The organism is Clostridium ljungdahlii, from assembly GCF_001636845.1.
Classification (GTDB): Bacteria; Bacillota; Clostridia; order Clostridiales; family Clostridiaceae; genus Clostridium_B; species Clostridium_B ljungdahlii_A.
On sequence record NZ_LITT01000058.1, the window covers coordinates 59,558 to 85,311 of the forward strand.

The following is a 25,754-nucleotide window of genomic DNA, read 5'->3' on the forward strand; positions in this document are numbered from 1 at the left end:
AGAATAAATATTACAATATACTGTGTTTATCATTAATCTTTAAAACAATATATTGTATGTAAATTTCTTAATGCGGCAGCCCTTTATATGATAATAATTTTAATTAGAATTTAGCTTAAGTAAGAATTTCTAGAACAAGTATTATATTAAAAAATAAAGTTGGAAATTAGAAAGGATTTACGTAAAGTGTGTTGAAATAGTATATGAGGTGACTTATGGAGGCTAATTATGAGGAATAATAATATAATAGTTAAGGGCAATAGAGATGGAATAAATATAATTATAAATAATAATGGTTTTAAAGATTTTGACGAAATGCTTGAAAGTTTAATCAAAAGGCTTTCAACTGGAAAAATGTTTTATAAGGGATGTACTCTAAAAATAACAACGGAATTAAAGAGCGTAAATGAAAAGCAATTTAATAAACTTAAAAATATATTGTTTGAAAAATTTCTCATAAAGGATTGCATATTTGAAGACAGCAGTGAAAAACCAAGCAAAGTATTTTCGGGAATTTACGAAGGAAGAACTAAATTTTTACATAGGACGGTTAGAAGTGGTCAAATAGTAAATTATTCGGGAAATATAGTCGTAATTGGAGATGTAAATGCAGGTTCTGAAATATATGCAGGGGGTAATATAATAGTTTTTGGAGCACTTCATGGATATGCCCATGCTGGATTTGGTGGGAATGCAAAAGCTATAGTTGCTTCAATTTGTTTGCAGCCGGAAATGCTTCAAATTGCAGACATAGTTACCAGATCACCAGAGGACAATATTAAACCCCAGTATCCAGAAGTAGCTAAGATTAGGGAAAATATGATAATAGTAGAACCCTATTTGCCAAATAAGTTTATTTGATATGTCATAGTTAGTAAGAACTTCAGTTTTATTTTATGCTGAAGTTCTTTGTTAGTAACTTTAAAGCTATATAATTGGTATAAATTGTACTGAATAATATTCTGGATTATTCTTGTTATGTCTAGTATAATATTCTATAGATGGTTTTATTGCTTAGATGATTATCGTTAATTGTATACGTTCATATATTAAGAGAGATTTATCTAATAAATTTATTTGATGGAGGTAGTATAGATGGGAGAAGCAATTGTAGTAACATCAGGCAAAGGGGGAGTTGGAAAAACTACTACTACGGCAAATATAGGTACTGCATTAGCTGCTTTGAATAAAAGTGTAGTAGTGGTAGATGGAGATACAGGACTTAGAAATTTAGATGTTCTTATGGGACTTGAAAATAGAATTGTATTTACTATACTTGATGTAGTAGAAGACAAGTGTAGGCTAAAGCAGGCTCTTATAAAGGATAAAAGACTACCAAATTTGTATCTTTTGCCTACAGCACAAACAAGAGATAAAGATGATATAAGTACCCAAGATATGCTGAATTTAATTGAAGAATTAAAAAATGAATACGACTATGTAATTATAGATTGTCCTGCAGGAATTGAGCATGGTTTTGAAAATGCAATAGTAGGGGCAGATAGGGCATTAGTTGTAGTAAATCCTGAAGTTACTTCAGTTAGGGATTCTGACAGAGTCATTGGAAAGTTGGATGCTAAGGGAATTGAAAAACATCAACTTATAGTAAACAGAATAAATTATGAAATGACTAAAAATGGAGATATGCTGGATGTAAATGACATATTAGATAGTTTGGCTATAGAACTTATAGGAGTAGTGCCGGATGACAGAAATATAACTATTTCTACAAATAAGGGTGAACCTATAGTATTGACCAGCGGCTCATTATCAGGACAAGCATTTAGAAATATAGCTAAAAGAATAACGGGAGAAAAAGTGCCTCTTATGGATTTGAATACTAGCCATGAAGGATTATTTTCGTCAATAAAGAAACTATTTGGTATTAAATAAGGGGGTAGTAGGGGAATGGACTTGTTTAAGATGTTCTCTAAGCAATCTTCCAAAGATGTAGCTAAAGAAAGATTGAGATTAATACTAATACACGACAGATGTGATATGTCAAAGGAAGTATTAGACAATATAAAGGATGACATACTTAAAGTACTTTCAAAATATATGGAGATAGATCGTTCTGAAATAGATGTAAAAATGACAAATTCAGAGGAATTAACGGGAAATTCAGCAGCACTTGTGGCCAGTATACCTATAAAAAAGGTTAAATATAATAAATAGGCTATGTATAAATTATGCATAGCTTTTTTATGTTCCTGTGTTATAATCATTATAGTTGTATTGGAGGGATATATAAAATGTTTGAAAAATTTATCATAAATAGGAAGCTTTTAAGGGAATTCGATTTTCCTCTACTAATTACTGTCATAATTGTATGTATCTTTGGAAGTTTAAATATTTATAGTGCTTCCCATATGAGTGATGGAACTTATTATCTTAAGTCCCAGCTTATGTATATGGCTGTAGGGCTTGTACTAACTTATTTTATACTTCTAGTAGATTATTCTGTGATAAAAGGTTATGTCGGCATAATATACTGGTTTTGTGTGTTTTTACTTATAATAAATTGCATACCGGCATTTCAGTCTACAGTTAATGGAGCTTCATCATGGATTAAAATCGGTCCCGTTAGCATGCAGCCTTCTGAATTTGCAAAAATAGGGATTATATTAATGATTGCAAAAAAACTAGAGGATATGGAAGGGAACATAAACAACGTAAAAAATTTTATGAAGCTTATGATTTATCCACTTATTCCTATGGCTCTAATTGTAAAACAGCCTGATATGGGAATGACAATGGTATGTTTTTTTGCGGTTCTTGGGATAGTTTTTATTGCAAAATTGGATTTAAGAGTATTAATAGGAGGACTTTTGGCATTAACTGTTTTAATAGTGATAGCTTTGAATACACCTCTTATAGAAGAATATCAAAAAATGAGAATTATATCTCTATTTAGTCCTGAAAAATATCAAATGTCTTATGCTCTCCAGGTTACCCAATCACAAATAGGAATTGGTTCAGGTGGAATTTGGGGAAAAGGATTCTTGAAAGGAACCCAGATATCAGGAGGGTATGTACCGGAAGCACGTACAGATTTTATATTTTCCGTAGTTGGAGAGGAATGGGGACTTGTTGGTGCTTTAGCTTTGATACTATTTTATGTCATTATACTTTATAGATTCATAAAAATATCCAGAGAAGCTAAAGATATTTTTGGGTCTATAGTATGTGTAGGAATAGCTTCAATGATGTTATTTTCAATTTTTCAAAATGTAGGTATGACTATAGGATTACTTCCTATAACAGGTATAACATTGCCTTTTATGAGTGCAGGTGGAAGTTCGCTGCTTGCAGCATTTATAGAAATAGGTTTAATTTTGAACATAGGTATGAGAAGAAAAAAAATTAATTTTTAGGGGGAAATTTATATGAGAATTGCTTTTATAGCACATGATAAAAAGAAAGATGATATAGTAGATTTTGTAAAAAGATATAAAGATGTTTTTGAAAGCCATGAGATTTTTGCTACAGGAACTACAGGAAAACTTATAAATGAGATGACAGGTTTAAAAGTTAAAAGATTTCTTTCAGGACCTTTAGGCGGGGATCAGGAAATAGGAAGTAAAGTGGCACAGGGAAAAATGGATATAGTTATTTTTTTAAGAGATCCTTTAACTTCACAGCCCCATGAACCAGATATTGCTGCATTACTTAGAATATGTGATGTTCACTGTGTGCCTCTAGCTACTAATTTAGGTTCTGCAGAAGTTTTTGTAAAAGCACTAAAGTCACATAATTAGTAGACAAGCCATATTCTATAGAGTTTCTAAACGAAAAATCAACTTATACTCCGGATATTTTTTACAACCTTCAGCTCGTTAAATATTTTGATAAGGCTAAGCAAAAAATTTTGAAAAAATACTGAGAACTTTTGAAAACTCGTACCTCAAACAATTCAAAAGTTCTAGATTTTTCAGAAATTTTTACCTAAGCCTTATATACAAAATATTTAAAAGAACTTCATTATTGTAAAAATATCCTTGCGTATAAGTTGATTTTTAAGTTAGAAAACTTATATGGAATTTTCATTAATTGTGCGTTGTGAATTAATGAAAATTCCATAGCTCTAAACTTTCCACTCTCGACTGTTTTTTATATGCTTAAGTAATAAATCGGTCACCCTTTAAATATATATAATTATGTGTATCATTTTAAATGGGGGAATCTATATTGGGAAATTATGATTCAGAGTACCAAAATTATTATAATTCTTTAAAAGGAAGAGCCAATTATTCACCATATCATGACAGAATGAGAAGTAGTGGAGGTTTCTTTTTTCAAAAGGGTAACTATTTGGTCAAGAGAATTATAAGGGATCTAATAGGAGTTTTAGTGTTGTTTGCATTCGTTATAGTTTGTAAAATTATTCAGACTCCTCAGACTAAAAGTATATATAATTATTCTAAAGAAATTGTGGATGAAAATTATGATTATAGCAAAATAGAAACTCAACTCAAAAATATAAATATAAATGATATTAAAAACGGGGCTGAAAATGTAATGAATCGAATTAGAGTAAATGAAGAAGAATAAATTTTAAGAGGTATTTCTGTGATTAAAATAAGTAAATATTTTATACCATATGTGATATTTCTGATTTTCATAGGGTATAAAGGGAAACTTATTTATACCTTTATTATAGTTTTTTTCCATGAAATGGTTCATTATTTAGCTGCTAGATATTATAAATTTTCTGGATTTGACATAGAATTTATAGCAATAGGAACAGTTATAAAACTTAAGGATCTAGATGAGGCATCCCCAAGAGAGGATTTGATAATTTCAATTTCTGGTCCTGCAGCTAACTTGATTTTTAGTGCAGTTTTTTATTTTGCATATAAGAATTTTTGTTCAAGCATTTTCTATATGATCTTCTCTATAAATCTAGCTATAGGATTATTTAATTTAATACCGGCTTTTCCTTTGGATGGTGGAAGGATATTGAGAAGTATCCTAAGCTTAAAAATGACTTATAGAAAAGCAAATAGAATCATGATAATGACAAGTATACTTATTGGAATAGTACTTATGTTTATGTACATTCTCTTATTTTTAAATGGATATAGCAATTTTAGTATAGGAATAATAGGAATATTTATAGTTACTACTTCTTTAAGAGAAAATGAAAGGATATCATATATAATTATGGGGGATATAATTAGAAAAAGATATAAATTTATAAAGAGAGGTTATATTGAAAACAGAACTTTATCAATACACTATAAACAGGATTTGCTTACAGCTATGGGGCTATTTGATAAGAATAAGTATAATACATTTATGGTCTTAGATGATGAGATGAATTTAATGGATACAATATATGAAGAAGAGATTATAGAAGGGTTGAAATCATACGGAAATATAACCCTAGAAAAATTTATTGAAATATTAAATGGTAAATAATACTTTTTAACCTAAGGAAGGAGCAAGATTGTATAGATTTTGTCTTTGCCTTAGGTTTATATATTTTAAATTATTTTTGGTTATGCTAAAATATAGGAATGAAACCTAAGAGGAGGATTTTTGATGAATAGAATTTCTGATGATATATTATTTAAAGTGGAAAAACCTGCCCGATATATTGGAGGGGAAATGAATTCCTATGTAAAAAATAAGGATGAAGTAGATATTAGATATGCATTTTGCTTTCCAGATGTATATGAAGTTGGAATGTCATATCTTGGTATGAAAATACTTTACTACATACTAAATGAAAGAAAAGATACTTATTGTGAGAGAGTATTTGCACCATGGCCTGATATGGAAGAGCTTATGAGAAAAAATAATATATCACTTTATGGACTTGAGAGCAAAGATCCTATAAAGAATTTTGATTTTATAGGGTTCACTCTTCAATATGAAATGAGTTATACCAATATTTTAAATATGTTAAATTTAGCTGGACTTTCTGTTAGGGCTTCTGATAGAGGAGAAGAAGATCCTATAATTATGTGTGGAGGACCTTGTGCCTATAACCCTGAACCTCTCTTTGATATAGCAGATATGTTTGCTTTAGGTGAATCTGAGGAACAGATGAACGAGATTATGGATCTTTACAAAGAGTATAAAGGAAGAAAAAAAGAATTTTTGAGGGCGGTGTGCCATATAGAGGGTATATATGTACCTTCTCTTTATGATGTAAACTATAATGAAGATGGAACTATAAGAGAGTTTAAACCGCTTTATGATGATGTGCCACCTAAGATTACTAAAAGGATAATCAAAAATTTTAATGATGTGGAATATCCAGATAAAATTATAGTGCCTTATACAGATATAGTACATGACAGGATAACTCTTGAGACCTTTAGGGGATGTACCAGAGGCTGTAGGTTTTGTCAGGCAGGTATGATATACAGGCCTGTAAGGGAGAAAAAAACATCTAAACTTTTGGAAACAGCAGATAAACTTATAAAAAGTACAGGGTATTCAGAGGTATCTCTTACTTCTTTGAGCATATGTGATTATTCAGATTTAAAAAATTTAGTTGTTAATTTTATAAATGAACATGAAAAAGACAAAGTAGGGTTATCCTTGCCTTCACTTAGAATAGATTCTTTTTCTGTAGGACTTATAAATGAAATACAAAAGGTTAGGAAAACTGGACTTACTTTTGCACCAGAGGCAGGAAGTCAGAGGATGAGAGATGTAATAAATAAGGGTGTTACAGATAAAAATTTGATGGATTCTGTAAGCAGTGCTTTTGAGTCTGGATGGTCTACCATAAAGTTGTATTTTATGATAGGGCTTCCCTACGAAACTATGGAAGATGTAAAGGAAATTGCGTATTTATCCCAAAAAGTAGTGGATGAATATTTCAAAGTACCTAAGGATAAAAGAAAAAAAGGATTAAAAGTAACAGTCAGTACTTCCATATTTGTACCAAAACCTTTTACACCATTTCAGTGGACGGCTCAAATAAAAATGGAAGATGTTAAAGAAGAGATTAGAGAATTGAGATCTTCTATAAGCAGTAGACATATAGTATATAATTGGCATGAAAGTCCCTTAAGCTATTTGGAAGCTGTATTTGCAAGGGGAGATAGAAGGCTCTGTGAAGTACTTATTAAAGCTTACGAAAAGGGAGCTAAGTTCGATAGTTGGTCGGAGTATTTCAATTTTGATTTATGGAAAGAAGCTTTTAAAGAATGTAATGTGGATGGCGATTTTTATGCTTATAGGAATAGAAGTTATGAAGAAATACTTCCTTGGGATTTCATAGATATAGGAGTAAATAAGAAATTTTTAATAGAGGAAAACGAAAAAGCTAAAAGGGCTGAAGTAACTTCAGATTGTAGATTGGGATGTAAAAATTGCGGAGTTAATGTTAATTTAGGAGGTGAATGCTTTGAGGGCTCAGTATTTAATAAAATTCAGTAAAAAACATAGTATAAGGTTCATAGGGCATCTTGATTTATTGAGAACCATACAGAGGATGATAAAGAGATCAGAGCTTCCTGTAGAATATTCCAAGGGATTTAATCCACATATAAATATGTCTATAGCACAGCCTCTAGCTGTAGGAGTTTATTCTTGCGGAGAATATATGGACTTATATTTTGAAGAAGAAGTTTTAGAAGATCATATTAAAGAAAAATTAAATGAAAGTGCACCTAGTGGAATAGAAGTATTAAGGGTGGATAAGGTAAAAAATGTAGAAAATAAAAAAGTATTTAAATCCATGGCGGAAATAAATGCAGCTAAGTACATAATTAACATAAAATATAAAGACGTAAATGAACTTAAAGAAAATATGGAAAACTTAATGAAACGCCCAACTTGGAATACAATAAAGAAGACCAAGAAGGGAGAAAAAGAAGTAGATATAAAAAAATTAGTAAAAAAATTGGATTATAATGTTTTTGAAAATAATCTTAGATTAGAGACTTTGATAAGCTGTGGAAGTGTAGAAAATTTATCTCCAGAACTTTTATCAAGCTTTATACAAGATAATACTGAAAATGCTGACAAAGATTGTTTTATTGATATAATGAGAGAAGAAGTGTATGGTAGAAGACAGAATAGGTTACTCCCATTATATGAGTATGTATCAGACTTATATTAACCTGAAGGAGAGGTGAATTATGGCTTGGAAGAAATATTTGTTGAAAGAAGTGCGGAAGGTTTTTTGAGAATTGCTATAAAGGATAATGGTATTCTAAAAGAATGCCATATTCAGGAAGAAAAGGGCAATGCTTACCCGGGAGAAGTGTACATAGGTGTAGTTAAAAATGTAGTACCAGCTATAAAATGTGCTTTTATAGATATAAACTGCAGGAGAAATGCCTATATGTATATGGATAGCAAATTTAGAAATCTTAACTTAAAAAAAGGTGAAAAAATTTTGGTACAGGTGACAAAGGAAGATTACGGAAGAAAAGGCGCCAAAGTTATCAAAATTATAAGCTTACCAGGCAAATATTGTGTTTTAAGTAATTTTAGTAAAGGTATGAGGTTTTCACAAAAAATACAGGATGAATCGTTTAAGAAGCTTATACTTGAGAAAATAAAAATACCATCAGGTATTGGTGTAATGATAAGAACTGATGCCCAGAATGCTCCAGCAGAATTTATAAATAAAGAAATCCATAAATTGAATGATATATATAACAAGGTAAAAAATAAAGCTCAGTATGCTCTAAAGCCTGAACTCATGTTTGATAGTGGAGGTGCACTTGGTGAAGTACTTAGAGATAGATTGTGGGATAGTAATTTAAAGATATATGTAAACAATGATGTGGATTATAAATATATAGAGGATTTTCTAAAGGGTATATGCAATGTAAATGCACACTTAGAACTGTATACGGGTGAAAAAACTCTTCTGTCTCATTATAATATGGAAAATGAAATATTAAATTTACGAAATAATAGAATAGAATTAAATTGTGGTGGATACATAGTTATAAATAAAACAGAAGCTATGTTTGTAATAGATGTTAATTCGGGTAAAAACATAAGAAATGATAAAATGGATAAAACAGTATTTATAACTAATTTGCAAGCGGCAGAAGAAATTGCAAGGCAAATAGTGCTTAAAAATTTAAGTGGAATAATTTTAATAGATTTTATAGATATGGAGGATGAGGTAGATAAGAAAAAGGTTATGGACAAACTTAAAGCTGGTTTTTTAAATAGCAAAAGTAAGGTTGTTATATACCCTTTTACAGAGTTGAATCTAGTGCAGATAGCTAGAAAAAGACAGGGCAAACCAATATATGATTATATAGAGGAAGATTGCAGGTACTGTGATGGGACAGGAAAAAAGATAAAACTATCTTATATGATGGTTCTCATAAGAAATGAAATTTCAAATATAAGTTGTGACAGGGATGTAAAAGATTTTCACATACAGATAGATGTATCTTATGAAAAGGATGTTAAAAATAATATGGATAGGTTCATAAAAGGCATAGGTGCTGGGGACAAGAGAATATATATTACTTATGAAAAAAAAGTATCTTATAAGATAGAACCTCTTGAGTTTATGAGCCAGATAGAGCATCTGAAAGAGTTTAAAGTAAATTGAAAAAACTTTACAAACAAGAACATATGTGTTAAAATGGCATTTGTAGACCGCTCAAAAAAGGTTTTATAAATTATAGAAAGAATGGATTTTCTATATACCTTTTAGGCGAGACTGGATTGAGGAGGTGTTTTAAATGTATGCAGTTGTAGCTACTGGTGGAAAACAGTATAAGGTTTCAGAAGGAGACGTTATATATGTTGAAAAATTAGATGCTGAAGTTGATTCAACAGTTGAACTTGACAAAGTTTTAGTAGTAGGTAAAGATGACGCAGGTGTAGTTATTGGAAAACCTGTAGTTGAAGGAGCTAAGGTAAGTGCTAAAGTATTGGCACAGGGAAAAGCTAAAAAAGTTATAGTCTTCAAGTATAAGGCTAAAAAAGATTACAGAAAGAAGCAGGGACATAGACAGCCTTACACTAAATTACAAATTGAAAAAATTGATGCGTAATTATGATTGAAGCATTGTTTAAAAAAGAATCTTGTAATTTGGTTTCAGTTGTACTTAAAGGCCATGCAGAGTCAGTTAACCAGGGGTATGACATGGTGTGTAGTGCTGTTTCTGCCATATCTCAAACTACTGTAATAGGAATAACAGAAGTGTTAAAGCTTAAATTAAAGTACTCTATAAAGGATGGATTTTTAAGCTTTTCTTTAAAAGATATGAAAGAGGATGACATTTTAAAATGTCAGGTACTTGTGGAAACTATGTTACTTGGTTTGAAAAGTATTGAATTTAATTTTGGTGAATATATAAATGTAAAGGTAGAGGAGGTGTAATTTTATGTTAATTATGAATCTTCAACTATTTGCCCATAAAAAAGGAGTAGGTAGTTCAAGGAATGGTAGAGATAGTGAATCCAAAAGATTAGGTACTAAATCTGCTGATGGACAGTTTGTTTTAGCTGGAAACATATTGGTTAGACAGCGAGGAACAAAAATTCATCCTGGAACTAACGTTGGAAGAGGATCTGACGATACTTTGTTTGCAAAGATAGATGGTGTAGTTAGATACGAAAGAGTAGGAAAGACTAAAAAGAAGGCCAGCGTATATCCTTTAAAGTTAGAAGAATTAGCAGCTGAATAGTATTATTAAGGCACCCTAATGAGGGTGCTTTTTTAAAATTCCTTATTTTAAGAAAAAAGTTGTATACTGTGGTTAGAGTGAATTACTTACTTATCTGTGGGAATAATAAAATTTAGAATAAAGTGATTTTTTAATTTGATATAATTAACTTTTGAAAGGAAGTGAGCGGCATGTTTGTAGATACAGCTAAAATATTTGTAACCTCTGGAGATGGTGGAGATGGATCCATTTCTTTTAGAAGGGAAAAGTATGTAGCCTTTGGAGGACCAGATGGTGGAGATGGTGGAAAAGGCGGAGATGTTATACTTGTAGCAGATACAGAAAGTACTACACTTTTGGATTTTGCATATAGGAAAAAGTATCGTGCAGAAAAAGGTGAAAATGGATCAGGATCTAAGTGTTTTGGAAGGAATGGAAAGGATCTTTACATAAAAGTACCTATGGGAACAGTTGTAAGAGATGTGAAAACGAATAAAATAATGGCAGATCTTGCCCATCCTGAAGACAAATGCATAGTTGCAAGAGGTGGAAGAGGCGGAAGAGGAAATGTGAGATTTACAACTTCTGTAAGGCAGGCACCAGATTTTGCTGAGCCAGGAATGCCAGGAGAAGAAAGATATATATCATTGGAACTTAAGTTACTGGCAGATGTAGGACTTTTAGGATTCCCAAATGTAGGAAAATCCACTCTTTTGTCTATAGTGACTAAGGCTACACCTAAAATTGCAAATTACCATTTTACAACATTATCTCCTAATCTGGGAGTAACTAATATTTCAGGAATAAAAAGTTTTGTAATAGCAGATATACCGGGTATAATAGAAGGTGCAGCAGAAGGAGTAGGCCTTGGAATTGAATTTTTAAGACATATCCAAAGGACAAGGCTTTTAATACACGTAGTAGATATATCAGGAATTGAAGGAAGAGATGCTTTTGATGATTTTACCAAAATAAATAAGGAATTGAAAAAGTACGATGTGAAACTTTGGGATAAACCTCAGATAATTGCTGCAAACAAATCAGATATGCTATATGATAATGAATTATTTGAAAACTTTAGAAAAAAAGTTGGTCAATTAGGATATGACAAAGTATTTAAAATATCTGCAGCTACAGGACAGGGTGTTAAAGAACTTATGAAGGAAGCTGCTAGGATATTAAGTACTATACCTGTAGAAAATATTGAAATAAATGAAGAAGATAAATTTGTACCTGAAGAAAAGAAATTTACTTATAACATAAGAAAAGAAGAAAATACTTTTATAGTGGAAGGAAGTTTTGTTGATAGGTTACTTGGAAGCGTCAATGTAAATGATCCTGACGAATTACGATATTTTTATAAAGTACTTAAAAACAAAGGAGTTATGCAGGAATTAATGGATATGGGAATTAAAGATGGGGATGTAGTTAAGCTGAATGATTTTGAATTTGATTATGTAATGTAATAAAAAAATAAATGGAGAGAAAATAGATGGTTAAAAAAGCTATTTTTGGGGGAACATTTGATCCAATACACAATGGACATATACATATAGCTTATGAAACTTTATATAGATTGGGAGTAGATAATATTGTATTTGTACCTACAGGTAATCCTCCCCATAAAACGAACAAAGATGTAACAAGTGCTTTTTTGAGATATGAGATGGTAAAGGCAGCTGTAGGTACGGAAAGTAAATTCTCTGTAAGTAAATATGAAATAAATAAGCCTAATTTAAGTTATACGTATAATACCTTAAAACATTTTAATAAAGTCGAAAGGAAAACTAAGTGGTATTTCCTAACTGGAGTAGACTGTCTAATGGACATTGAAAATTGGAACAGGGTAGAGGATATATTTAAGTTGTGTCAATTTATAGTATTTAATAGACCAGGATTTCCAGATTTTACTGCACAAAACATAAAAGAACAGAAAGAAAGAATAGAAAAAAAGTATTCTACTAAAATTATATATTTAGATGCTCCTCTATTTGATATTTCTTCTACAGATATACGAAAAAATATTAAAATGGGCAGAAATGTGAGTTATCTTCTTCCCGAGAGTGTTTATGATATTATTAAACAACATAATCTTTATAAACAGAGTCCTTGGCGTCAGATGGAGTTTTGACTCCACCTGATGCTTAGAAATCGTTATCCAGGGACGTAGCTGCTCTTTATTACCACTTGGAGAAGCGGGAATATTAGAGCAGGTAGTCATCGGATAAATGAAATTAAATAATTTTTTGGAGTGATAAGGGATGTGGAGTGAAGAACAAATCAAAGAATATTTAAATGAGAAGCTGAAGAAAAACAGATATGAGCATAGTTTGAGTGTACAGGATACGGCAATAAAGTTAGCTGAATTTTATCATGTGGATGTTAAAAAGGCAAGCACAGCAGGGCTTGTTCATGATTGTGCTAAGTACATGTCAAATGATGAAATTTTGTCTATGGCACATGAGAATCAGGTTCCTGTAGATGAAGTAAGTGCATTAAATCCTCAACTTCTCCATGGAAATATTGCTGCAGTTATAGCAAAAAATGTTATGGGGATTTATGATGAGGAAATATTGAGTGCAGTATCTTGTCATACTACAGGTAAGAAAGATATGAACCTTTTGGAAAAGATAGTGTATATAGCAGATTACATAGAACCCTTAAGAAATTTCCCAGGAGTAGCAATACTTAGAGAAGAGGCGTTTACAGACTTAGATACTGCACTTTTGGATGCCTTTAATAATACTATAAAAGTTGTAATTGATAGGGGACAACTCTTGCACGTAAATACAATTAGCGGCAGAAATTATTTGGTTTTTAAAAAAGCTCATAGATAAATTCTAATTGTATGAAAGTAAATACGTTATAATTAATATGTTACAAATTTTAAGCTTATTTTAGGAGGTTTTTTATAATGGAAAAAGAAATAATAAGCACAAAAAAAGCACCAGGGGCTGTAGGACCTTATTCTCAGGCTGTTAAGGTTGGAAACTTTTTATTCACATCAGGCCAAATCCCACTGGATCCATCTACAGGAGAATTAGTTTCAAGTGACATTAAAAAGGCAACAGAGAGATCACTTGAAAACATAAAAGCTTTACTAGAAGAAGCAGGAACAAGTTTTGATAAAGTTATTAAGACTACTGTATATGTAAAAAATATGTCAGATTTTGCAGCTGTAAATGAAGTATATGCAAAATATTTTAAAAAGGATATGCCTGCAAGATCTTGTGTAGAAGTAAAGCTTCCAAAGGATGCATTGGTTGAAGTAGAAGTAATAGCATTAGTTGATTAATTGTAGAGTTTCTAGTTTGAAAGTTGACTTATACCAAGCAATATACTGACAAATTTTATCACACTAAAAACTTTTAATAAGTCTAAAGCTTGGTATTTTGAAAACCTAAAGAAACTTAGATAAACTCGTATCTCAAACATATCTAAGTTCTAAGGTTTTCTAAAATACCAAGCTAAGACTTATTTGAAAAAGTTTTTAAATGTGATTTCAATTTTGTCAGTATATTTTATGTATAAGTTCAAATTTCAATTAGAAGACCTCATATAGGTCTATTCTTAGCAATAAACGTATGCAGGGGTATCTTACTGAGTTGTTCTAAGACTTATATACAAAATATTTAAATGTACTTGCTTATTGTAAAATATTTCTATGTATAAGTTTATTTTAAGTTAGAAACCATAACACTTTAGAAAATCTACATATAGAGTTTCTAATTGAAGCTTGCGTCAGCAGTATTATATTTTAGATTTTCTGGAGTTTTAACGAGAGAAAATCATCCATAACTATTAATTCTTAACTATTAATTATTAATTGTATTTAGCTTGTTGCAGAAAGGAAAAGTTGTATGAAGGAAAATAAGATAGTATTTACAGTAGATGAAAAAGATGAAGGCTTGAAATTGAGATACTACCTGCAAAGAGTTCAAAGACTTTCAGGCAGACTTATAAAAGGGGCGGCCTTGAGTGGAAGGATAGAGATAAACAATAAAAGGGTAAAATTAAACCATATAGTAAAGTCAGGGGAAAGCATATCTTTAAACCTTGTAAAAGAGGAGTCTCAAAATGTAGAGCCTGAGAAAATGGATATAGAAGTAGCATACGAAGATGATGATTTGATAGTTGTAAATAAAAGACCGGGTATGGTGGTACATCCTACAAGAAGTTATCCTTCAGGTACCTTAGCTAACGGACTTATGTATTATTTTAAGGAGAAGGGAGAAGACTGTATAGTTAGATTAGTAAGCAGATTGGATATGGATACTTCAGGTCTTATAATAGTTGGAAAAAATCAATTTGCTCATATGGCTCTGGCAAGAGACATGAAAAGTGAAGAATTTGAAAAGAGTTACATTGCTGTCATTCATGGAAAGATGGAAGAAAATGAAGGAACTATAGATTTGCCAATATATAGACAAGAAGGAGAAGACATAAGAAGGATTATAGATGAAAGAGGCCAGAAAAGCATTACTCACTATAAGGTAATGAAAGATTTTAAGAATGATCAGCTATTAAAGCTTACGTTAGAAACAGGAAGAACCCACCAAATAAGGGTACATTTAAGTTATTTAGGTCATCCTCTTTATGGAGATACATTGTATGGAAAAGAGGACGATAGTATGTATATAAATAGGCAGGCACTTCATGCTTATAGGCTTAAATTTCCACACCCTAGGGGAAATAAGATATTGGAGCTAGAAACTGCTATTCCAGAAGATATTTTAAAATTAATAGAAAAAATAAGCTGAAACCCTATGTATTTTAAGTTTCAGCTTATTTTAATATAATTATTTATTAGAAAACACACGTTTTTTCAATACAAATACAACAGCCCAAATTATAATGATAGGTGGTACAGCAAGTAAATATTTATTTTTCATAATAATTTTTTGCATATTGTTAGAATTTAATACTTGTTTTTCACCATGAGTTATGCTGCTTGCAAGCTTTAATTTTCCTATTTCTTTTCCCTCAAAGGATATAGAAGCTTCATCAACTATATCTCCTTTTTTAAAGAACCTAAACATTAAGCTTTTATCCTTTAGGGTTACCTGGGGTACATTTGTATCATCTTTAGGTTTAATATAGTAAAAATCATAAGCAGCAATCAGTGGAACAGAAAGTCCATCTTTATTATAAGTTGTTACTAAAGCCCCTTTTTGGTACAATTTAGTAAAAGTAAAATTGTTAAACCCAAAATTAAATAGAGATACTGCGTCAGGAAAAAAAGTTTTATTTTTATCGTGAATTAGTGCCACTATAAGTTGTTGTCCATTTCTTGTAGCTGTAGACACATAGGAGTGACATGACTGTACAGTATAGCCTGTTTTACCTCCTAGGCATCCACTGTAATAATAAATGGATTGTTTTTGTATCAATTTATTTTCATTCCATACTTCCCTTGGCTGTGGGGATTTGTTGGTAGCTGGAATAGTATAAGATATAGTAGTAGCTATTTTAGAATATTCAGGATACTTAGATAGTGCTCTCATCATTAGAGCTAAATCCCTTGCTGAGGTTTTGTGGTTTTCATCAAATAATCCAGTAGGATTTACGAAATTGGTATTTTTAGCTCCAAGTTCCTTAGCTCTTTTATTCATCTTAACTACAAATTTATCCATAGTACCGCCTATATGCTCTGCTAGTGCTTCTGCACAATCGTTGTCTGAAGCTAGTAGTAAACCATATAACAAGTCTTTTACAGTTAATTGCTCACCTTCACAAAGCCCAACTCTAGTTCCATCTACATTTGGTGGATTTTTACCGATTATAACTTTATCATTTAAATTTGTATTTTCAAGTGTTAAAAGCGCAGTCATTATTTTTGTAGTGGATGCTGGTGGATAAGCAGTATCTGGGTTTTTGGAATACAAAAGCTGGCCAGTAGCTGCATCCAAGATTACAGCGCCATCAGCTGAAACAGGAGGAGGCATTTCTTTAGCATGAACTACTCCATAGGGGTTATTAGAACAAATAAGCAAAAACAGTAGTGCAAATGTGACTATTCTTTTCATTTTTTCCTCCTTTAGGACAATTCCTAAATATTATATCAAAAAAATAATATATATGCGACATAATTTTTTTAAATTGTCAATAATTTAAATTATAAACATAAATATATTTCATTGCAAATTACAATTATATAAAAGGGGAATAGTAATGAGAGATAAGAAAAAAATTATAGGTTCAATTGTTATTTTGATTGTATTTGCTCTATTTTTAATTATAGGGTATGTGAACTCAAGACCATCCAGTAATACTGCAGTGAAGAGTGAAGAAGTATTTAAAGATCAGGATAATGCTGGAGAAGCCTCTAAAAGTAAATCAGATAAAGGCATAACCGTATATGTAAATGGAGAAGTTAAAAATCCTGGAGTTTATAAATTGAAAAATGATAGTAGAATACAGGATATTGTAAAGGAAGCAGGTGGATTTACAGCTGCAGCGGATACAAGTAAACTAAATTTAGCTAAGAAGTTAAAGGATGAAGATTATATATATGTGGACAAAAAAGGAGAGAATGGATCAAATAAGGTTGAACCTGGGGGAAAAGGAGGCAGCAGTGGAGGAGTAGAACAGGATGGAAAGGTAAATATAAACAAGGCTTCCAAAGAAGAATTAAAAACAATATCTGGAGTTGGAGATGTTACTGCCCAAAAGATAATAGACTATAGAGAAAAAAATGGGGATTTTTCTTCTATTGAGGATTTGAAAAAAGTGGGAAGAATAGGTGATAAAACCATTGAAAAGATAAAGGATAAGATAGAGGTAAGGTAGATATAAACCAGATGAAGTTTGTTATAAAATGGTGTACAATATTGTAGAGAATGAATTTCTATTGGAGGTGTTATTTTGAAGTATAAGAGACTAACAGAACTTACTCGAACTTCTGGGTGAGCAGCTAAAATAGGACCGGAGGTCCTTTCTAAAATACTGGGTAAGTTACCTCGAATGGAAAATGAAAATTTAATGGTTGGTATAGAGACTTCGGATGATGCTGCAGTTTATAAATTAGATAATGATACAGCAGTAATACAAACACTTGACTTTTTTACACCAATAGTGGATGATCCTTATACTTTTGGTCAAATAGCCGCAGCAAATTCTCTAAGTGATATATATGCGATGGGAGGAAAGCCTAAAGTAGCACTTAATATAGTTTGTTTTCCTTCCTGCCTTCCTGAAGAGGTGCTAGGAGAAATACTAAAAGGTGGTGCTGATAAAGTTATTGAAGCAGGTGCAGTAGTAGTTGGAGGCCACACTGTAGAGGATAGTGAGCCTAAATATGGGTTGTCAGTTATGGGACTTGTACATCCTAGTAATATACTTAAAAATTGTGGATCTGAAGTAGGGGATGTAATTATACTTACCAAACCTCTGGGTATTGGAATAATTAATACTGCCATAAAAGGAGAAATGGCATCTAAAGAAGCTTATGATAAGGCAGTTAAAGTTATGTCTACTTTAAATAAGTACGCAGGAGAAATAGTAAGCAAATACTCTGTAAGTGCATGCACAGATGTAACCGGTTTTGGAATTATGGGTCACGGATATGAAATGGCTTCTGCATCTGGTGTTACATTAAAGCTTTATGCGAGCAGAATACCTTATATACAAGAGGCAAGAGAATATGCCGAAATGGGATTGGTACCGGCGGGAACATATAGAAATAAAGACTATTTGGAAGGTAAGTATTCAATAGAAAATGTACCTGAGTGGATGGAAGATATTTTATTTGATCCACAGACATCTGGTGGACTTTTTATAACCTGCAGCAAGTCAGAAGGTATTAAAATCATGGAGGAACTTTCAAAGCTTGAAGTGAAATCTTCTGTAATAGGTGAAGTTATACCTTTTCAGGGGAAGAAATATATAGAAGTAGAATAATGGTTTAAAGGGGTGAAAGTCAAGTTTTGGATAAAAAACAATTATTAAGAAAACTTCCTAAAATGGATGAACTCTTGAATGAAGAAATTGTAAAATTAGAGGTTGGCACTACAATGAAAGAAATTGTAATGGAATCTTTGAGAGAAGCTGTAGACAATTATAGAAATCTTATTTTAAAAGGTAAAATTGAAAGCTTTACAAAAGAAGGCATATTGGAAAGCTTTAGAATAATAATTGAACAAAAAAAACAGCCCAACTTGAAAAATGTAATAAATGCTACGGGAGTTATCATACATACGAATCTAGGGAGATCTATTTTAAGTAAGAATGCTTTAAAGAATGTAATTGATGTAGCTCACAATTATAGTAATTTGGAATATGACCTGGAAAAGGGCACAAGAGGATCCAGGTATAGCCACGTAGAAGAGCTGATTAAAAGGATTACGGGAGCAGAGGCTTCTTTAGTTGTAAATAACAATGCAGCTGCAGTAGTTTTGGTTTTAAATACTCTTTGCAGTGGAAAGGAAGCTATAGTGTCTAGGGGACAACTGGTGGAAATAGGGGGTTCCTTTAGAATACCTGAAGTTATGGAATTCAGTGGAGTTAATCTTGTGGAAGTAGGAACAACTAATAAAACCCATCTGAAAGATTATGAAAATGCCCTTAGTGAAAATACGGGAGCATTTTTAAAAGTCCATACATCTAATTTTAAAATAATTGGTTTTTCAGAAGAGGTGTCTTTAGAAGAATTGGTGAAACTGTCAGTAAAAAGCAGGATACCAGTAGTAGAGGATATAGGAAGCGGAACACTTATAGATTTTTCCAAATATGGATTTGAGTATGAGCCTACAGTACAGGAAAGTATAGATAAAGGTGTTGATGTAGTTACTTTTAGTGGAGATAAAATGCTAGGAGGACCTCAGGCGGGCATAATTGTAGGAAAGAAAAAATATATAGAGAAGATGAAAGAAAATCAGCTTACAAGGGCTCTTAGAATAGATAAAATGACTCTTGCAGCTCTTGAAGGTACATTAAAATATTATCTGGATGAAAGTGAAGCAATAAAAAATATACCAACACTGCATATGATACTTGCAAGTAAAGATGAGCAAAAACGCAGGGCTCTTATTTTGAAGGAGAAGCTTAAAAATAAGAATTTGAATTTTAAATTTACTGTAGAAGAAGACTATTCCATGGTAGGAGGGGGATCCATGCCAGGACAAAAAATACCTACCTATGTAATTAAAGCAGAAACCAGCAGTATATCACCAGAACAGGTTGATGAAAAGTTTAGAAAGAGAAAAGTACCTATAATTGTACGGTTAGCACATAATCAAGTTATAATGGATTTAAGGACTATACTAGATAGGGATTTTGACGTTTTGGTAGATGCTTTTACAGAGTTGTAGTTTAAGGTATTTTCTTTTAAATGCCTAACTTGATACATTTCAGTTTGGAGGTAATTTTGCATGAAGCATGTTGTAATAGGAACAGCGGGGCATATAGACCATGGAAAAACTGCACTTATAAGAGCTTTGACTGGAAGGGAAACTGATACTTTAAAAGAAGAGAAGGAAAGAGGAATATCCATAAACCTTGGATTTACTTTCTTTGATTTGCCATCAGGCAAAAAAGCTGGAATTATAGATGTACCTGGCCACGAAAAATTTATAAAAAATATGTTAGCTGGGATTAGTGGTATAGATTTGGTACTTATGGTGATTGCAGCAGATGAGGGAGTTATGCCACAAACTAGAGAGCACTTTGAAATACTTCAACTTTTAAATGTAAGTAAAGGTATTATCGTTGTTACTAAAATAGACCTAGTAGATGAAGAATGGTTGGGTATGGTAATAGAGGATATAAAGAAAGAGTTTAAAGGAACTTTTTTAGAGAATGCTCCCATATGCAAAGTTTCTTCTAAAACTAAAATTGGTTTAGATTCTCTGGCAAAAGAAATAGATAGACTTACAGAAGATGTTTCCCGTAAAGATATAAGAGGACATTTTAGGCTTCCTGTAGATAGAGTCTTTTCTATAAGTGGATTTGGCACAGTTGTAACGGGTACTGTAATTAGTGGAAGTATTAGAGAAGGTGAACAAGTACAAATATATCCTTCTAAAGTATTATGTAAAGTGAGAGGCATACAAATAAATGATAATCAGGTAAAAAAAGCTGAAGCAGGTGAAAGATGCGGAATAAATTTAGCTAATGTAAAAACTAGCAGTATAAATAGGGGAGATGTCATATCATTAGAAAATTTAATGGAACCATCTCTCATGATAGATTGTAAATTACATTATTTAAAGAGTGCACCAAAACCTTTGAAGAATAGACAAAGGGTAAGGATTTACCATGGTACCAGTGAAATCATATGTAGGGTAGTGATACTTGATAAGAAGGAAGTAAATCCAGGAGAAGATTCTTACGTTCAATTTAGATTAGAAAAGCAGCTTACTTCCCAGAGAAAAGATAGATTTGTAATAAGAAGCTATTCTCCTATGAGTACAATAGGTGGAGGAATTATAATAGAACCTTCTGCTAAGAAAGCTAAAAGATTTAATGAGGAATGTATAGAAGGGTTAAGAATAAAAGAAAAAGGGAATACACAAAATATACTAGAAGGTGTCATTAAAAATTTAAGCGAAAGTTATCCTAAAGAAGAGGATATATTAAAAGCTTTGGGTAAAAACGAAGTCAGCATAAAGGATCAGTTGAAAAACCTGGTGGATAATGGAACAATAATAATACTGAATGGAGGAGAAAAGACTGTATATCTTCATAAAGATTTTTTGAATGAAAAAATTGATGTATTAGAGGATATATTAGAAAAGTTTCATGAAGATAATCCTTTAAAAATAGGAATATCAAAAGAGGAAATTAAAAATAAAGTATTTGGAAAAAAAATTAAGCAAAAAATATATGATTGTATAATGGAGTTTTTGGAAAATGAAAATGTTATAAATACTTACAAAAATTTTGTATCTCTAATAGATTTTCAACCTAAATACAATGATATGCAGAATGCTATTAGGAAAAATATACTGAGTGAGTTTAAAAAGCAAAAGTTTATTCCACCAAAGTACTCAGATTTAGAGAGTATGTGCAAGGATAAAAGATCATTTAAAATGGTATTTGAATCTTTAGTTGATAGGGAGGACATAGTTAAAATTTCTGAGAATTTCTGGCTTCTCTCTGAGTACTATGAGAAAGCTAAAGATATTGTAATAAATTTTATAAAGGAGAATGGAAGCATATCAATTGCTGAGTTTAGAGACGAATTGCAAACGAGTAGAAAGTATGCTTTAGCACTTATGGAGCATTTTGACACTATAAAGTTTACCAAGAGAATGGAAGATAAAAGAATCCTTTATTAACCACATATGAATTCGTTGACATTAGGTTTTGGTTTACTTATAATAGTACTTGGTGATTTGAAATGGGAGTAGATAGGTGCTGGTGTGCCTGCCAGTCTTCAAAACTGTGTTGTCGTGCTAATACCACGATGGGTGAGTTCGATTCTCACATATTCCCGCCAGTTGATATTACAAGCTTTAGAAGAATTTACAAAATTCTTTTAAGGCCTTTTTATTTTGAGGAATTTTAGATTTCAAAAAACTTGTGATGATAGGAAATGATACGTAATCTTCGATAATATATGCATTTAATCTCATGAGTACCTCTAATTTATACATTTTGTATAAATTATTTTTAAAAAAATGTACATTTTGCAAATAGAATTACAAATTTCCATTTGCTATAATATAACTATATCAAATGGTTGATAAATTACAACGCTTTCTGCTGGTTTTTCTGTTACCTATACGATAATAAAAAATGTATAAATTCAGTCAGGAGAATTAGAGATTATGGCATATCCTTTCAATTGATGCAACAGATATATATCCTGATTAGAGTTGTGAATAGCTGATGGGGTACATTTCCCTAATATAAATGTTTAATAGGACTTTTTTCGGTGTAGGATGATGAACATATCATATCCAAAAATATTGTAAAAGCACCCAATCTGATTTTATGACTCTTGCTGCGTTATTTTTATCAACTATGTGTACAATGGGTGATATGGTCGTGATACCTATTGTAAGTAATTTATATTAGGTATTAAAAATGATAATTTAGTCAATGCTATTATCGGTGGATCATCCATAATAGGTGTTATTTTTTGCTTTATTGGCAGTGCTTTAGTAGACAGAATAAACAAAAATACATTGATGATTGTCAGCTTTGTCTTGTTGACGTTTACTTCTGTCTTTGACAGTGTAATTGTTAACGATTACTATATGTTGGCATGCCATTTGATTGTTATGGGTGTCACATTGGGATTAGAAGTAGTACCGAAAAATATTCAGGGTACAGCAATTGGTATAATGGGTGTGGCAAACGCAATTGCATCATTTTTTTGTACATATGCAGTTAATGGCCAATACTAGGTGTGATTTGTCTTGTGGCTGGTGTATTTGCCGTGATTGGATTTATTAAAAGTGGAAAAAGTTTGGATGAAAAGCATAAGGTACAAATCAAAGAAGTTTAAAGTATTGTAGTATTAATTGATATAATTGTAACTTAAAGTAAATGTTTAAAGGGGTGTATATTATGATAATAATTGGTGAAAAAATTAATGGAGCGATTCCTTCCACAGGTAAAGCCATTGCAGCAAAGGATGCAGAATTCATAAGAAATCTTGCAATAAAGCAAACAGAAGCAGGTGCAGATTTTATTGATGTTTGTGCTTCAGTAGATGATGACATCGAACTGGAAACAATGAAATGGCTTATAGACATTGTACAGGATGCAACTGATGTGCCAATTGCAGTGGATAGTCCTAACGTCCACACATGCGTAGAAGCCATGAAATATTGTAAAAAGCCAGGCCTTTTCAATTCCGTGTCAATGGAAGGGGACAAGATTGATGTAGCATTCCCTGCAATCGCTGATACAAAATGGGAGTGTGTTGCTCTCTTGAACAGCGACAAAGGAATCCCTAAAACTGCTAAAGACCGTTTGGATGTATTTACAGATTTAATGGCAAAAGTAAAAGAATATAACATTGATCCATCTAGGATGCATATTGATCCCTTGATTGAAATGCTATGTACATCAGAAGAAGGGATTACCATGATAACCGAAGTTATGAAGAAAATCAAAGAATTGTATCCTACGATTCATGTCGTTGGAGCTGTTAGTAATATCTCCTTTAATATTCCAGCTAGGAAAATTGTCAATCAGGCATTTGCAGTATTGGCTATGAATGCAGGAATGGACAGCTTTATTCTTGATCCATTAAATCAGGATTTAATAGGAATGTTGTTTGCAACAGAAGCACTATTAGGTGAAGACGAGTACTGCATGGAATATATTAGAGCATACAGAGAAGGAATATTTGGTAAAAAGAAATAATTATATAAAGTAATAAGGAGAAATAATTATATAAAACAATAGGGAGGAAAAGATAATGTCTAAAATTGAAGAAGTAAAAGTTAATTTAGAGGCAGGTAAAACTAAACTTATTAAAGGATTGGTGCAGGAAGCACTAGATGAGGGAAGCAAAGCAGAAGATATACTTCAAGCTATGATTGACTCAATGGGTGTTGTAGGCGATAAGTTCTCCACAGGAGAAATATTCGTACCTGAAATGCTAATAGCAGCAAAAGCAATGTCAAGAGGCGTAGAAGTGCTTAAACCTCATCTTGCAAGCGGGTCTTCAGCTTCTTTAGGCACATGTATTATTGGAACAGTCGCAGGTGATTTGCATGATATTGGAAAAAATCTGGTTGCAATGATGATGGAAAGTACTGGATTTAAAATAGTAGACCTTGGCGTAGATGTACCTGATGCTAAATTTGTTGAAGCAGTTAAGGCAAATGAAGATGTAAAAATAGTAGCATGTTCAGCACTTCTTACTACAACAATGGCAGCTTTGAAGAAAACAGTTAAGACTTTAAGAGAAAGTGGATTAAAAGGATTTAAGATAATGGTTGGTGGTGCTCCTGTAACGGCTGAATTTGCGGCTTCAATAGGGGCAGATGCATATACGCCTGATGCAGGTAGTGCTGCAATTAAGGCTAAAGAATTGGCAACGGCATAAATATATCATAAATAATATAAGGAGGTATTGATGTATGTTAACTAAAAGACAGAATTTACTCGAAACTATTAAAGGTGGGAATCCAGATCGTTTTGTTAATCAATATGAATTTTTGAATATGATCATGGAGATGCCTATAGGAGTTAAGTCCCAATACGGTGGTGTTTGGAAAGATGATTGGGGAATAACGTGGCAATGGCCAGAAGGTCAACTTGGTGCGTTCCCTGTACATGATGCCGAACACATAGTTTTAAAGGATATTACTGAATGGAAGAAATACGTTAAAATTCCTGAAATTAAGACTTCCGATGAAGCTTGGGGTCCAGCTATTGATCATGTCAATTCTGTCGACCGTAACGAGGAATTTGTGGCACCTTTCTATGCTCCAGGTGTCTTTGAAATGACACATCATCTTATGGGTATGGAAAATGCCTTAATGGCTTTATATGAAGAGCCTGAAGCTATGCATGAGTTAATTGATGCCATTACGCAGCATGAACTAGATGTTGCAAAAGTGATAGTTGAAAAACTTCATCCGGATTGCATTTTTCATCATGATGACTGGGGCAGCCAAAAAAATTCTTTTATCGCTCCTAAAATGTTTGAAGAGTTCTTTTTCCCAGCTTATAAAAAAATCTATGGTTACTATAAAGCCAATGGTGTTGAATTGATTGTTCACCATAGTGATTCTTATGCCGCTAACCTGGTTCCATATATGGTCGAATTGGGCATTGATATCTGGCAAGGTACTATGAATACTAATAACATTCCTGAACTGATCAAGCAATATGGTGGAAAAATATCCTTTATGGGAGGGCTCCACAGCGGTTTGATTGATTTTCCGGATTGGACACTTGAAAATTGTATCAAACATGTGGAAGAAGCTTGCAAAGCTAATGGAAAGAAATACTTTATTCCATGCCTGACTGCGGGTTTACCTGCAGGGTATTTTCCAAATGTATATGAGACAGTAAGTAAGGCAATAGATGAAATGAGTAAAAAAATGTTTTAAGGTACATAACTGAGATAAAACATTTTTGTTGTAAATAAAAAACATTTTGGATCAATGTTAAAATAAATTAATCCAAAATGTTTTTTATGCAAAAAAGAAGTTAATTATCTTATATCACCATTTTCCA

27 protein-coding genes and 1 tRNA gene are annotated in these 25,754 nt (G+C 32.0%); 27 read left to right on the forward strand and 1 reads right to left on the reverse strand.

Annotation, left to right across the window (positions count from 1 at the left end):
- Positions 1-228 precede the first annotated feature (228 nt).
- The 18 genes from minC to WY13_RS15920 all read left to right on the forward strand — a co-directional run bounded on the left by minC (position 229) and on the right by WY13_RS15920 (position 15,370).
- Positions 229-861, forward strand: coding sequence for a septum site-determining protein MinC (gene minC / locus WY13_RS15835; RefSeq protein ID WP_063556561.1), 633 nt, complete (start codon positions 229-231; stop codon positions 859-861).
- Positions 862-1,095: 234 nt separating this feature from the next.
- Positions 1,096-1,893 carry a septum site-determining protein MinD gene (gene minD, locus WY13_RS15840; RefSeq protein ID WP_063556562.1) on the forward strand — a complete coding sequence of 266 codons (798 nt, stop codon included), beginning with the start codon at positions 1,096-1,098 and terminating at the stop codon, positions 1,891-1,893.
- Positions 1,894-1,908: 15 nt separating this feature from the next.
- Entirely contained in the window at positions 1,909-2,175 is a 267-nt protein-coding gene (minE, locus tag WY13_RS15845) for a cell division topological specificity factor MinE (RefSeq protein WP_063556563.1), read from the forward strand.
- 77 nt (positions 2,176-2,252) lie between these two features.
- On the forward strand, positions 2,253-3,374 hold the full coding sequence (rodA, locus tag WY13_RS15850) for a rod shape-determining protein RodA (RefSeq protein WP_063556564.1): 1,122 nt from the start codon (positions 2,253-2,255) through the stop codon (positions 3,372-3,374).
- A gap of 12 nt (positions 3,375-3,386) precedes the next feature.
- A complete protein-coding gene (gene mgsA, locus WY13_RS15855) occupies positions 3,387-3,758 on the forward strand; it encodes a methylglyoxal synthase (protein WP_063556565.1) in 372 nt (123 codons plus the stop codon).
- Positions 3,759-4,188: 430 nt separating this feature from the next.
- Positions 4,189-4,551: a hypothetical protein gene (locus WY13_RS15860; RefSeq protein ID WP_063556566.1), complete on the forward strand. Its 363-nt coding sequence runs from the start codon at positions 4,189-4,191 to the stop codon at positions 4,549-4,551.
- 18 nt (positions 4,552-4,569) lie between these two features.
- A complete protein-coding gene (locus WY13_RS15865) occupies positions 4,570-5,421 on the forward strand; it encodes a M50 family metallopeptidase (RefSeq protein ID WP_063556567.1) in 852 nt (283 codons plus the stop codon).
- A 123-nt stretch (positions 5,422-5,544) separates the two neighbouring features.
- Entirely contained in the window at positions 5,545-7,398 is a 1,854-nt protein-coding gene (locus WY13_RS15870; RefSeq protein WP_063556568.1) for a TIGR03960 family B12-binding radical SAM protein, read from the forward strand.
- The gene (locus tag WY13_RS15875; protein ID WP_063556569.1) at positions 7,367-8,083 is read left to right on the forward strand and encodes a TIGR03936 family radical SAM-associated protein; all 717 of its coding nucleotides are present in this window, start codon (positions 7,367-7,369) and stop codon (positions 8,081-8,083) included. Before WY13_RS15870 ends, WY13_RS15875 begins: the two co-directional genes overlap by 32 nt.
- Before the next feature lie 24 nt (positions 8,084-8,107).
- On the forward strand, positions 8,108-9,547 hold the full coding sequence (locus tag WY13_RS15880; RefSeq protein ID WP_063556570.1) for a ribonuclease E/G: 1,440 nt from the start codon (positions 8,108-8,110) through the stop codon (positions 9,545-9,547).
- A 133-nt stretch (positions 9,548-9,680) separates the two neighbouring features.
- Positions 9,681-9,995 (forward strand): 50S ribosomal protein L21, encoded by a 315-nt coding sequence (gene rplU / locus WY13_RS15885; protein ID WP_013237406.1) that lies wholly within the window; start codon positions 9,681-9,683, stop codon positions 9,993-9,995.
- Positions 9,996-9,997: 2 nt separating this feature from the next.
- Positions 9,998-10,324: a ribosomal-processing cysteine protease Prp gene (locus tag WY13_RS15890; protein ID WP_063556571.1), complete on the forward strand. Its 327-nt coding sequence runs from the start codon at positions 9,998-10,000 to the stop codon at positions 10,322-10,324.
- 4 nt (positions 10,325-10,328) lie between these two features.
- Entirely contained in the window at positions 10,329-10,631 is a 303-nt protein-coding gene (rpmA, locus tag WY13_RS15895) for a 50S ribosomal protein L27 (RefSeq protein ID WP_013237408.1), read from the forward strand.
- A 170-nt stretch (positions 10,632-10,801) separates the two neighbouring features.
- Positions 10,802-12,076, forward strand: coding sequence for a GTPase ObgE (obgE, locus tag WY13_RS15900; protein ID WP_063556572.1), 1,275 nt, complete (start codon positions 10,802-10,804; stop codon positions 12,074-12,076).
- Between the two features lie 26 nt (positions 12,077-12,102).
- Entirely contained in the window at positions 12,103-12,741 is a 639-nt protein-coding gene (gene nadD / locus WY13_RS15905) for a nicotinate-nucleotide adenylyltransferase (protein ID WP_063556573.1), read from the forward strand.
- Between the two features lie 130 nt (positions 12,742-12,871).
- A complete protein-coding gene (gene yqeK, locus WY13_RS15910; RefSeq protein ID WP_063556574.1) occupies positions 12,872-13,447 on the forward strand; it encodes a bis(5'-nucleosyl)-tetraphosphatase (symmetrical) YqeK in 576 nt (191 codons plus the stop codon).
- Positions 13,448-13,524: 77 nt separating this feature from the next.
- Positions 13,525-13,905: a RidA family protein gene (locus WY13_RS15915; RefSeq protein ID WP_063556575.1), complete on the forward strand. Its 381-nt coding sequence runs from the start codon at positions 13,525-13,527 to the stop codon at positions 13,903-13,905.
- A gap of 565 nt (positions 13,906-14,470) precedes the next feature.
- The gene (locus WY13_RS15920) at positions 14,471-15,370 is read left to right on the forward strand and encodes an RluA family pseudouridine synthase (protein ID WP_063556576.1); all 900 of its coding nucleotides are present in this window, start codon (positions 14,471-14,473) and stop codon (positions 15,368-15,370) included.
- A gap of 39 nt (positions 15,371-15,409) precedes the next feature.
- Here WY13_RS15920 and WY13_RS15925 read toward each other — a convergent pair whose 3' ends face one another.
- Positions 15,410-16,636, reverse strand: coding sequence for a D-alanyl-D-alanine carboxypeptidase family protein (locus WY13_RS15925; RefSeq protein WP_063556577.1), 1,227 nt, complete (start codon positions 16,634-16,636; stop codon positions 15,410-15,412).
- A 145-nt stretch (positions 16,637-16,781) separates the two neighbouring features.
- Here WY13_RS15925 and WY13_RS15930 point away from each other — a divergent pair, with 145 nt between their 5' ends.
- The 9 genes from WY13_RS15930 to WY13_RS15960 all read left to right on the forward strand — a co-directional run bounded on the left by WY13_RS15930 (position 16,782) and on the right by WY13_RS15960 (position 25,627).
- A complete protein-coding gene (locus tag WY13_RS15930) occupies positions 16,782-17,399 on the forward strand; it encodes a helix-hairpin-helix domain-containing protein (RefSeq protein ID WP_063556578.1) in 618 nt (205 codons plus the stop codon).
- 75 nt (positions 17,400-17,474) lie between these two features.
- Positions 17,475-18,509 carry a selenide, water dikinase SelD gene (gene selD / locus WY13_RS15935; RefSeq protein ID WP_156499067.1) on the forward strand — a complete coding sequence of 345 codons (1,035 nt, stop codon included), beginning with the start codon at positions 17,475-17,477 and terminating at the stop codon, positions 18,507-18,509.
- Between the two features lie 26 nt (positions 18,510-18,535).
- A complete protein-coding gene (selA, locus tag WY13_RS15940; protein WP_063556580.1) occupies positions 18,536-19,918 on the forward strand; it encodes an L-seryl-tRNA(Sec) selenium transferase in 1,383 nt (460 codons plus the stop codon).
- Between the two features lie 60 nt (positions 19,919-19,978).
- Complete coding sequence (gene selB / locus WY13_RS15945; protein ID WP_063556581.1) at positions 19,979-21,886, forward strand: selenocysteine-specific translation elongation factor; 1,908 nt, start codon at positions 19,979-19,981, stop codon at positions 21,884-21,886.
- Positions 21,887-21,950: 64 nt separating this feature from the next.
- A tRNA-Sec gene (locus tag WY13_RS21190) sits at positions 21,951-22,047 on the forward strand.
- 763 nt (positions 22,048-22,810) lie between these two features.
- On the forward strand, positions 22,811-22,960 hold the full coding sequence (locus tag WY13_RS21565; RefSeq protein ID WP_204377972.1) for a hypothetical protein: 150 nt from the start codon (positions 22,811-22,813) through the stop codon (positions 22,958-22,960).
- A 163-nt stretch (positions 22,961-23,123) separates the two neighbouring features.
- Complete coding sequence (locus tag WY13_RS15950; RefSeq protein WP_063556582.1) at positions 23,124-23,927, forward strand: methyltetrahydrofolate cobalamin methyltransferase; 804 nt, start codon at positions 23,124-23,126, stop codon at positions 23,925-23,927.
- A 55-nt stretch (positions 23,928-23,982) separates the two neighbouring features.
- Positions 23,983-24,615 (forward strand): corrinoid protein, encoded by a 633-nt coding sequence (locus WY13_RS15955; RefSeq protein ID WP_063556583.1) that lies wholly within the window; start codon positions 23,983-23,985, stop codon positions 24,613-24,615.
- 34 nt (positions 24,616-24,649) lie between these two features.
- Positions 24,650-25,627: a uroporphyrinogen decarboxylase family protein gene (locus WY13_RS15960; RefSeq protein WP_063556584.1), complete on the forward strand. Its 978-nt coding sequence runs from the start codon at positions 24,650-24,652 to the stop codon at positions 25,625-25,627.
- The last annotated feature ends 127 nt before the right edge of the window (positions 25,628-25,754 follow it).